11 protein-coding genes and 1 pseudogene are annotated in these 10352 nt (G+C 29.8%); 7 read left to right on the top strand and 5 right to left on the bottom strand.

Annotated elements, in window-relative coordinates:
- The 3 genes from N4A48_RS00395 to N4A48_RS00385 all read left to right on the top strand — a co-directional run.
- On the top strand, nt 1-185 hold a 185-nt coding region (locus tag N4A48_RS00395), incomplete at its 5' end, for a hypothetical protein (RefSeq protein WP_293663697.1).
- A gap of 602 nt (nt 186-787) precedes the next feature.
- The gene (locus N4A48_RS00390; protein WP_293663696.1) at nt 788-1234 is read left to right on the top strand and encodes a hypothetical protein; all 447 of its coding nucleotides are present in this window, start codon (nt 788-790) and stop codon (nt 1232-1234) included.
- Entirely contained in the window at nt 1224-1454 is a 231-nt protein-coding gene (locus tag N4A48_RS00385) for a hypothetical protein (protein ID WP_293663695.1), read from the top strand. Before N4A48_RS00390 ends, N4A48_RS00385 begins: the two co-directional genes overlap by 11 nt.
- Nucleotides 1455-1638: 184 nt before the next feature.
- Here the strand turns inward: N4A48_RS00385 and tnpC are convergent, their stop codons facing one another.
- The 4 genes and pseudogenes from tnpC to N4A48_RS00365 all read right to left on the bottom strand — a co-directional run.
- Nucleotides 1639-3228 carry an IS66 family transposase gene (tnpC, locus tag N4A48_RS00380; RefSeq protein WP_293663694.1) on the bottom strand — a complete coding sequence of 530 codons (1590 nt, stop codon included), beginning with the start codon at nt 3226-3228 and terminating at the stop codon, nt 1639-1641.
- A gap of 90 nt (nt 3229-3318) precedes the next feature.
- Entirely contained in the window at nt 3319-3579 is a 261-nt protein-coding gene (tnpB, locus tag N4A48_RS00375; RefSeq protein ID WP_293663693.1) for an IS66 family insertion sequence element accessory protein TnpB, read from the bottom strand.
- A gap of 22 nt (nt 3580-3601) precedes the next feature.
- Nucleotides 3602-3943 carry a hypothetical protein gene (locus tag N4A48_RS00370; RefSeq protein ID WP_293663692.1) on the bottom strand — a complete coding sequence of 114 codons (342 nt, stop codon included), beginning with the start codon at nt 3941-3943 and terminating at the stop codon, nt 3602-3604.
- Between the two features lie 155 nt (nt 3944-4098).
- Nucleotides 4099-4481, bottom strand: a pseudogene (locus tag N4A48_RS00365) (IS3 family transposase); the annotation flags it as partial.
- 439 nt (nt 4482-4920) lie between these two features.
- Here N4A48_RS00365 and N4A48_RS00360 point away from each other — a divergent pair.
- From N4A48_RS00360 to N4A48_RS00345, 4 genes are all read left to right on the top strand, one after another.
- Entirely contained in the window at nt 4921-5631 is a 711-nt protein-coding gene (locus N4A48_RS00360) for a GntR family transcriptional regulator (RefSeq protein ID WP_293663691.1), read from the top strand.
- A 257-nt stretch (nt 5632-5888) separates the two neighbouring features.
- Nucleotides 5889-7430, top strand: coding sequence for a BCCT family transporter (locus tag N4A48_RS00355; protein WP_293663690.1), 1542 nt, complete (start codon nt 5889-5891; stop codon nt 7428-7430).
- A gap of 22 nt (nt 7431-7452) precedes the next feature.
- Complete coding sequence (locus N4A48_RS00350) at nt 7453-8610, top strand: mandelate racemase/muconate lactonizing enzyme family protein (protein WP_293663689.1); 1158 nt, start codon at nt 7453-7455, stop codon at nt 8608-8610.
- A 24-nt stretch (nt 8611-8634) separates the two neighbouring features.
- A complete protein-coding gene (locus tag N4A48_RS00345; RefSeq protein WP_293663688.1) occupies nt 8635-9954 on the top strand; it encodes an FAD-dependent oxidoreductase in 1320 nt (439 codons plus the stop codon).
- A gap of 91 nt (nt 9955-10045) precedes the next feature.
- Here N4A48_RS00345 and N4A48_RS00340 read toward each other — a convergent pair.
- Nucleotides 10046-10352, bottom strand: a 307-nt coding sequence (locus N4A48_RS00340) for an ABC transporter permease (RefSeq protein WP_293663687.1), incomplete at its 5' end; no start/stop codon positions are given.

Here is a 10352-nt window from a genome sequence, read left to right as displayed (position 1 = left end):
GGATAAATCCTAAAATAGTTTCGTATACTGATATTCCCACATGCTTAAATATTTCTCCGTTTGAAGAATATTTTATGAATAGCTTGAATATATCAGATGGCTTACTGGTTAAAAATACATCTATAAGATTTAAATTAGCAGCTATTTCCCAAATTAGTACAAATAGTACGAGTACTAGTATCTGATAAAGTATTATTTTAGGAGGAATTTTTTTAGTTTTGTATCCATTTCTTATGTTTTTAGTCTTTTGATTTTATAGTTATATTTTGGGATAGTTATGACTGTAAAAAATCTTTAAGTATAGATTGAACACTTTTAGTATTTATAACCGTATATTCTTGTGATAATTTTATTAGCATCTCAGTTTCATTTAACATGAAAAATAAATACCTTTCTTTCGGAGAATAATTTTATACTTTAATTATTACAACTTCTCAAGACTTACATCCTTTAAATTATATTCCATATTAAAAACTTCAAATAGAATCAAAATATTAAATTAATAAGTGAAAGTGTTAGAACTGTTTTGAGTGTATCTATTATGAATAATTTTAATTATATACAAAAAATATTATTAATTTAGAAAGGAGTGTTTATTGATGTTAGGTATTATTAAGAAGAGTACCTCAGTGATTTTGGTTATGTTTATTTTAAGTAGTTGCTCTAATTACAATAATCAAAAAAAACCTATATCAGAGGATATGCCGTTAGAGAATTATCTGATTCAAAAAACTGAAAAAAATCTGCTGTAATTGTTAAGGATGCACCTGTCGAATTAAATGAATCCATGATACCCTCTAAACTAACAAAAGAAGAAAAAGAAGAAGAAAAGGCTAGAGATAAAATAAATAGAGAAAAAAAACCAAAAAAAGAAAAAGATATCACAAAAATTGTTAAAAAGAAAGATTATAAGGATGGTATTAGCAAAGCAGTCATTAAATTAAGCAAAAAAGAAAATAAGAAAGATATAGTTGATAAATTGGACAAGAAAGGGATTAAAGTTCTTCACTGGAAAAATGAAATTATTGATGAAAATAATGAAATTAATTATGTCGGAATGTATAGTGGTAATGGCTTAACTAACCAAGAAAACCTTCTTATTTTAGATGAAATGACTTCAGAAATAATTAAAAAACAGAAAAAAGATAAAAGCACAGAAACATACCTAAATTCAATGATAATTATGGGCATAGATAAAGATATTAAAGAACTACAACTAGGAGGTGCTCAATAAAGTGTATAAAGATATTTTAAAAAGAATTCTTTCAATATTAATTGCTGTCTTGCTTTTAGTAAGTTTACCAGTTCCTGATAATGTACATGCGGCTGGAAATATTGACGATAGCAAGATAGTTGAGTCTCCACATAATTATACAAATAATTATCAAAAGTCTTGGGAAGTAACTGTACCTGGTGCTGTTAAAATTCGTGCTCATTTTGTAAGCGGTAAATAACTTCACACCTTGACTGTTATTTACCGCTAAAATTTTGAGCATAATAAAAAGGCATCTAAATTAAAGCTCAAAAATAAGATTATTTGAACTTTTCTCTAGATGCACATATTATGGCATAGCCATTGAAATATTTTCTTATTGATTTCTTGAGGCCATACCTTAATTATTAAGTTGAAAAATTATTTTAGGACTCTTTACCAGAAATATAACATTCCATAGGAAGTTTTGCCCAAGGTAGTAATTCTTCAAGTTGCTGAGGGTCATTTCTAAAATCTATGTTCGGCATCTTTTTAAATAAATATTCAAGATACTTCATAGGATTTAGTCTATTTTCTTTAGCAGTTTCAACAATACTATATATTGTAGCACTTGCTTTTGCACCTCGAGCAGTTGCTGAAAATAAGAAGTTTTTTCTGCCTATTACAAAAGGCTTTATACTTCTTTCAGCTCTATTATTACTTAGCTCTGTTCTACCATCAAGAAGATAATTATTAAGATACTCCCATTGATTTAGTGCATAAGTTACAGCTTTTCCTAAAGCACTTTTAGGCAGAGCATTACAGTTTTTTAACCATGCATAAAATTCGTCTAAAATAGGTTTTGAAAGTTCATTACGCTTTTTAAATCTCTCCTCAGGTGATAAGTCAACTAGACTTCTCTCTATTTTAAATAATTTATCACAATAATTTTTACCTTGTAATGCTTTTGAACCTATTTGCTCCGCAGGCTTTATTGATTTAAGAGCTTCATCAAATTTTCTTCTACAATGGCTAAAGCATCCTAAAATTATTATATCATCAGGTAGTTTATGGTATGCTTCATATCCATCAGCATGTAAATAACCTTTAAATCCCTTTAAGAACTGGGCAGGTCTTTTATATGCTCTATCTGGCTGATATTCATATAAAACTATATTTTCTTCACTTGATCCACTAGTTCTATAAAGCCACATGTATGATTTGGATTGAGCAGGCTTACCAGATTCTTTTAAAACTTGAAGAGTTGTTTCATCTGCATGAAGTATATCTTTTTCAAGTAATTTTTCTTTCATCAAATTATATATTGGGAAAAGCCAGTCATCAGAACATCTAATTACCCAGTTAGCCATAGTTTGTCTAGATAAATCTACGCCTAATCTTTCGAATTCTTTCTCTTGACGATATAAAGGTATTGCATTCACATATTTTTGTGACATAATATATGCCACAATTGATGGAGATGCAATACTGCCCAGAATAACAGGTTCTACAGCTTTTGATTTAGAAATAGGGGTCTGTTCACCGTTTTTATCGCAATTACGACATGCATAAGTATGAGTAACATGTTCTACTACTTCTACTTTTGCAGGTACTATTTTTAATTCTTTTCTTATATGTTTACCCATAATATGTCTAGAACTAAAACATTTTGGACATTTAGCTTCCTCATCTGAAAGAAAGTATTCTTTTACAGTCACAGGAAGTCCCTTTAAATTTTCTTCTTTTTTACCAACTTTTTTCTTTCTCTTATATCTAACCTCTATTTCTTCAATAGTAGGTTCTTGAAGGTTTTTATTTACTTCTTTTTCAGCTTCATTAAAGAAACTTAGTTGGTCATACTCACTTTTCTCACTAGAAGCACCAAATTGTTTATGTTTTGATAGTTTCATCTGCTCCATCATCCAGGCTATCTGATTTTTTAAAAGTGTAATTTCTGCTTCTTGAGATTTGCAAGTCTCCTCTAATTTTTTTATATATTCAGTTTGATTTTTGTTGTTTTTATCTATATTAACCATATAAATATTATACCATATTTAGCCACAAAATTCCACCTAAAAGTGTTGATTTTGCAAGCTTTTGGTTATTTCTAAAAAATAAATATAATGCTAAATCAAGCATCTTTGAGGAACCTTTTTTAGTGCTTTTGGTTGTTCTAAAGATAACCCATCCAGAAGCCATCGTAACTCTCTTTGAGTAATGGTTTTGACTTGATTTTCATTCATGGGCCAATTAAATTTACCTTTTTCTAATCTCTTATAGTATAACCAAAATCCAGAGTGTTCCCACTGTAGTATTTTGATTTTATCTTTATTTCTGTTGCAAAATATAAATAAGCTATTTGAAAATGGATCTAGCTTGAATCTCATTTGGACAATGGCAGCTAATCCATCAATTGAAAACTTTATTTTTATTTATTGTTTTTATTACGCTATCATAAGTAGCATTGAGGGTATCCAAATCAAACTCACTCAAAGAATACCTAACAGTATCAATACTAGGAAGTTTAGTTCCTCTTTTAAATATTTTCTTGAATTTACCTTTTTTAGTCCATTTATTTAATCTATTAAAACTTCTCATTTGAAGCATAAAACCCATTAGAACTAAAAATGAAACTGTTGAAGTTGCAACCTGCGGTTTTGGTCTTTTATCTTTTAAACTATTGATTTTTTCACCAATATGGTATACCTTATTTATATAGGTGAGTAACTTTTTTAAATAACTTTTGCTCATCTTAAAACATCCTTTACTTTGTTTTTTTAGTAGATTTCATTGTACAAGGATGTTTTTGTTTTGTAAATAGTTATTTACATTTATAGCAATTAAATTTGGATTTTATTCATTTCTTGCCCAATTCCTGTAATCCCTTATGATTCAATGGGCTGATGCCCTAAAAAAATTTTAGATGCGAAACTTCTGTCTTTACTCAATTCTTTTTTTATTTTTCTTGTTCCATAATTATTTCTACTTTTCTTAAAAATATTTATAATTGCATTGTCTAATTTGCTATCGCATGATTTTTCTACAGGAGTATAATAAACAAGACTTCTAGATATATTTAATAATTTACACATAGCGCTGATACTGTACTTATCTTTATTTGCTTTAATAATAGCTATTTTCGTCCCATTATCAGCGCCGCTTGCTTTAAAATATCATTCTCCATCTCTAAACGTTTAATTTCTTTTCTAAGTTTTATAAGGTCATTTTCTTCATCAGATCTATTATCTTTAGCTTTAAATGATTTTGTATTATTATAGTCACCAACCCATTATATTTATTTAATATTATCATGTCCGAGTATTTATTGTCTAATTAAGTATAACCTATCCAAGTATTTGATGAATTAGGTGATTTAAATTTAGCAATAAACAGATTCAGTTTCCAGAGTTTTTGTGAATAGTGGTAAAATATTAATGATTTCAGAAAATAATAAATCAATAAAAATAGTGAATTTACATTAATTAAAGCCTATATCGTAAAGGTATAGGCTTTAGTTTCACTTTAGCTATCTTAAACACCTGTCCACCATAAACTATCAAATATCCTATTCCATATCTTAATACTAGAAATTCTCATATTATATAAATAGTACAGTAGGTAAAATTATAATTATTCTTTACGAATTAAACTATCTAATATATACTTATTTAAGAAACATTTTCAAGAGGATATTAAATATAAGAGATTATATTGAAAGGAAAGTACACATGAAATTTGAAAATAAAAAAGTAAATGATATGGAGAAGAATAAAGCTATTGTTTTAAAGAAAAATAAGGAAACACTTGCGGATAGTGCATATAAAAAATTGGAAACAATGATTATAACATTGCAGTTAAAACCAGGTAGCTTATGGACAGAAAAAGAATTAAGTGAGTTATTAGAAATAGGAAGAATGCCAGTAAGAGAAGCAATTCAAAGATTAGATGCAGCTCACCTTCTTACTATTATGCCACGTAGAGGAGTTCTTGTAACTGAACAAAAAGCAGAAGAATTTTTCTTGCAATTGGAGGTGCGTCGTCTTCTCGAAAAACTAATAGCAATTCGTGCAGCAAAATTTGCGACACCCTCAGAAAGAGATAAATTTTTGCAATTAGCAGATGAATATGAAAAAGCTACAAATGAAAAAGATGAGTTAAAAGCTATTGAAATAGATAATGAATTTAATGAATTTATTGGAATGTGTTCACGAAATCATTATGCTACAAGTGCTGTTGCACCACTACATGCATTATCAAGAAGATTATATTATATGCAATATAATATAGATCTAGAGCTTACGAAAGAGATTAACTATGCACATTGTGACCTTATGAGAGCGGTAGCTTCAGGAGATGAAGTTTTAGCAGGAGAGAAGTCTGATTATCTATTGGATTGTGTGGAAAGACTTAGTAAATTGAATTTTGATATGTATATTTAGTCAAAAAATAAAAGGTATTGTATATGTAATTATACAATACCTTTTATTTTTTGACTCTACAGGAAATTATAACAATTTTGTTTTGTGGATGACATTGATTTGTTAAAATAAATCAAAAATTAAAAAAATTTGTTAAAAGATATACTTGCAAATAATAAAGAGAAAAGATATAATAATATCAACTAATATATCAGTTGATATATTAGTTGATATTATTTAAAATACTGACTAAAAAAGTTAAATAGGAGAGTGAATTTATGAGTATTAAAAATAACAAAAGTAATTTAGATAGTAAATTATTTTGGCCATCAATTATATTTACGTTTTTAATTTTAGCATCTGCAGTAGTTGCTCCAGAAAAATCTTTGAAAGTAGCCAATGCAGGAAAGAACTGGGTAACTTATGATATGGGATGGTTAGTACAAATAGGAGGACTTGGGGCATTAATATTTTTACTATGGTTGTCTTTTGGAAAGTATGGAAATGTTAAACTAGGAGATAAAAGTGATAAGCCTGAATTTTCTAATTCTACATATGCATTTTTGATGTTTACTGCTGGAGTTGGAGCAAGTCTTATTTACTGGGCTATTGGAGAGCCCATGTATTATTTACAAGCACCACCTATGTTTGCAAAAGTAGGATCGGTTGAATCAACTCAATGGTTGATAACGTATTCAATGTATCATTGGGGGCCAATAGGTTGGTCTATTTTCTGTTTACCAGCAGTTCCGTTTGCATATTATCTTCATAAGAGAAAGAATAGAAATTTAAGATTAAGTGCAGTTTGTTCAGATGTAATAGGTGAAAAAAATGCAAATTCATGGATAGGATATGCAATTAATATTATTGCTATTTTTGCAACATTAGGTGCTTTTTCTACATCAATGGGATTTACTGTAGATTTATTAGGATCAGGAATTAATAGAATGTTTGGGATTCCTAATAACATATATTTACAAGTAGGGATTGTTCTATTGTTTGTAGTATTCTATAGTGTTGTTATGTTAGCTGGAATGAAAAAAGGTGTAGCTAAATTATCAAATATCTGTGTATATACGGCTTTAGCATTAGGCGGATTTATTTTAATTGTAGGACCAACAAGATTTATAGTTTCATATTTCTTTGATAGTTTAGGTGTATTAGGTACAAATTTTTTTAGAATGAGTCTTTGGTCAGATCCAGTTCAAAAATCAGGTTTCCCTCAGGATTGGACAATGTACTATTGGGCATGGTATTTTGCTTATTTAGTAATGATGGGATTGTTTTTGGCACGTATATCAAAGGGAAGAACGATTAAGCAGTTAGTACTAACTTGTATAACTTCAGGTTCAGCAGGATGTGCTTTCTTTATTGCAATATTTGGAGGATATGCAGTAAATGGGCAATTAACAGGAAAATTACCTTTAATAGAATGGATGAATAGTTTAGGATCATCACCTGCAATTATTGAAACAATAGCATCTTTACCGTTAGGCAATATTGTATTAGTAATTTTCTTAATAGTTGAGTTTTTCTTGATGTCTACAACAATGACATCAGCAACTGTTGCTGTATCAATGATGACAACAAAAGAATTAGATGCAGATGCGGAACCAGATTTAAAGGTAAGAATGGCATGGACAGTAGGGATAGCCGCTGTGAGTTTGGCAGCATTCTTTATGGGAGGATCAATAAATACTATAAAATCAATGTGTGTTTTAGTGGGATTCCCAATGATAATCCTATATATAATTATGACGGTATGTTTAATGAAATGGCTTAAACAAGATTATGCACATTTAGATAAAACTGAAATATAAATATTGAATGGAGGAAAAAGAAATGGGGAAAAAAATTGTTAATGTAGAATTTATACCTGTTAATGTAGAAGCAACTAATTGGAGTGAAAATACTGTAATTGTAAAGGTGACAGATGAAAAAGGAAGATATGGAATAGGAGAAGCTGATGGACCTCCAGATTGTATGAAGGCATTTGCAGAAATAGAAACTGAGCATAAATGGTTAACTAATATAACTGAAAAAGTAGTGGGAAGAGAACCAGTAGAATTTAGAGCTATTTATGATGATATGTATGATGCAAGTAGATGGATTGGGATGAGAGGGTTAGGTATGTTTGCTATTTCAGGAATTGATATGGCGCTATATGATTTAGCAGGAAAACAACATAATCTTCCAGCATATAAACTAATGGGTGGAGCACAAAAAGAGAAGGTAACTCCATACTATACTCTCTATCCATCTATTAGTGCAGAATCTCTATTAAAGGATATTATACAAGCATATAAGCCACTGATTGAAAAAGCAAGAGAGAGAAAAGTGAAAGCTGTAAAAGTAGTTGTTATGCCTAATGATAAAGTTAGTGATAAAGAGGTTGTAGAATATCTTAGAGAACTAAGAAAACTAATAGGATTTGAAATTGATATGATGGTAGATTTTTTATATAGATGGACAGATTGGCAGGCTGCTAGATGGACACTTAGACAATTAGAAGACATTGATCTATATTTTGCTGAAGCATGTTTACAACATGATGACTTAGAAGGTCATAGAAGGTTAGCAGAATCAATAAATACAAGACTTTGCGGTGCAGAGATGTCAACAACTAGGTTTGAAGCAATCGAATGGTTAAAACAAACAGGAGTATCTGTTATTCAATCTGATTATAATAGATGTGGAGGAATAACAGAACTAATAAGAATTGGAGAACTTTGTGATTTATACGGTGCACAATTAATGCCACATAACTGGAAAACAGGAATTACAAGTGCCGCATGTAGACATTTTGCAATATCAAATAGGAATTCACAATATGTTGAATATTTACATCCTGATTTTTGGAATGGAACACTTATAACAAACCTTACAGAAAATGAACCTAAAATTATAAATGGACAAATAGCTGTTAGTAATAAACCAGGATTAGGAATAGAAATAAATAAAGAATTTTTTAAAAAAGTCACAGGAAGAGATTTAGATTAGTAAATTTAGGAAGGGAAATTATTTATGAGTTCAATTTTAGAAGAAGTAAAAAAAACTAAAATAATAAAAGAAGCCGATATTATAGTAATAGGAGGAGGACCATCTGGTGTTGCAGCGGCAGTGACTGCTGGAGAACAGGGAATGAAAACTATAATTGTGGAAAAAAATGGATTTTTCGGAGGAGCAAATGTTGCAGGGTATTCAGGTACAATTGGAGGACTTTATAGCTCTACAGAAAATGGAGATATAGAGCAAATTGTATATGGCTTTGCAGGTAGATTTCTAGATTTATTAAAAGAAAAAAAAGGGGTTGTTGAGAAAGTTAAATTTGGGCATACTGCATTAGCACCTCATGATCCATTTATATGGAAAGAAATAGCAGATAAATTAATAAACAATGCTCATGTAAAGGCATTATTGCATACGTCTTTTGTAGATGTAATAATGGAAGAAAATAAGATTGTTGGAATTATTGTAGAAAATAAGGATGGGCGAAGTGCTATTAAAGGAAAAATATTCATAGATGCAACAGGAGATGGGGATGTAGCTTTTAAAGCAGGAGCTCCTTATATTTATGGAAAAGATGGTGTTATTCAAGCTATGACTATGGCTTTTAGAATGGCAAATGTAGACTGGAATAAAGCATCAAAATATTCTTTAGAAGATATATGGGAAAAAGTAAAAGAAGCTGATGAAACAGGAATCTATGATCTACCAAGAAAACATCCTTTTGTATTTCCTTTACCACGTAAGGATCAGGCTATGATGAATTGTACAGCTATTATAGGTGCGAATAATAAAGTATTATATCCTACGAAGGCAGAAGATTTAACTTATGCAGAATTTGCAGGAAGAGAGCAAGTAAGAGAGTATGAAAGATTTGCAAAAGAATATCTTGAAGGATTTGAAGATGCATATATTATTGATACTGCTTCAGAAATAGGAATACGTCAATCGCGTACTATTTTAGGAGAATATACTCTGAAAAATGAAGATGTTGTTAATGCAAAGAAATTTGATACAGCAATTGTTCGTAGTGCTTGGCCAATTGAAATTCATGGAGGAAGCCAAGGGGTAAAAGTTGTCAATTTAGATGATAATTACTACGAAATTCCATTTGAAGTTATGCTTCCACAAAAAATTGAAGGTATTATGACTGTAGGAAGATGTATCTCTGCTGAACATGAAGCATTAGCCTCAGCAAGGGTTGTTGCACAATGTTTTGAAGAAGGACATGCAGCAGGATATGCAGCTACACTTTGTGTAAGAGAAAATACTATGCCAAATGAAGTTGATGTGAAAAGAGTCAGAGCATTTATGATTGAAAATGGAAGCAAATTATAAAGTTAAATAGCCTAATAAAATCCTTGATTTTTATTAGTTTTGAGCCTATATCTAAAAACTACTAAGTAATCTTTAGATATAGGTTTAAGCTTTATCTAGCTTTATATCTTTTCTCAATAAGATTAACTATCTGATACATCAAAAGAGCACATATTGCAAGAACGAATACTCCCATCATAACAAGATCTAGCTTAAATACCTGCCCTCCATAAACTATCAAATATCCTATTCCATATCTTGATACCAAGAACTCTCCGACTATAACTCCAACCCATGACATACCTATATTTATCTTAACTATATTTATAATATTGCCTATATTAGAAGGAAGAATAAGCTTTGTAAGTATTTGATATTTAGTTGCACCGAAGCTTTTTAGCATTTTAATTTTTTCTTCT

The sequence above is a fragment of the Tepidibacter sp. genome, assembly GCF_025210165.1.
Lineage (GTDB): Bacteria > Bacillota > Clostridia > Peptostreptococcales > Peptostreptococcaceae > Tepidibacter_A.
The sequence above is the reverse complement of the archived record's forward strand: the minus strand, read 5'-3'. Positions and strand labels throughout refer to the sequence as shown.

Bases quoted from the DNA above. Each gene is read 5' to 3' on its own strand.
- N4A48_RS00350 (WP_293663689.1), top strand. From the start codon at position 7,453: ATGGGGAAAAAAATTGTTAATGTAGAATTTATACCTGTTAATGTAGAA.
- N4A48_RS00360 (WP_293663691.1), top strand. From the start codon at position 4,921: ATGAAATTTGAAAATAAAAAAGTAAATGATATGGAGAAGAATAAAGCT.
- N4A48_RS00355 (WP_293663690.1), top strand. From the start codon at position 5,889: ATGAGTATTAAAAATAACAAAAGTAATTTAGATAGTAAATTATTTTGG.
- N4A48_RS00370 (WP_293663692.1), bottom strand. From the start codon at position 3,943: ATGAGCAAAAGTTATTTAAAAAAGTTACTCACCTATATAAATAAGGTA.
- N4A48_RS00345 (WP_293663688.1), top strand. From the start codon at position 8,635: ATGAGTTCAATTTTAGAAGAAGTAAAAAAAACTAAAATAATAAAAGAA.
- N4A48_RS00390 (WP_293663696.1), top strand. From the start codon at position 788: ATGATACCCTCTAAACTAACAAAAGAAGAAAAAGAAGAAGAAAAGGCT.
- tnpC (WP_293663694.1), bottom strand. From the start codon at position 3,228: ATGGTTAATATAGATAAAAACAACAAAAATCAAACTGAATATATAAAA.
- tnpB (WP_293663693.1), bottom strand. From the start codon at position 3,579: ATGAGATTCAAGCTAGATCCATTTTCAAATAGCTTATTTATATTTTGC.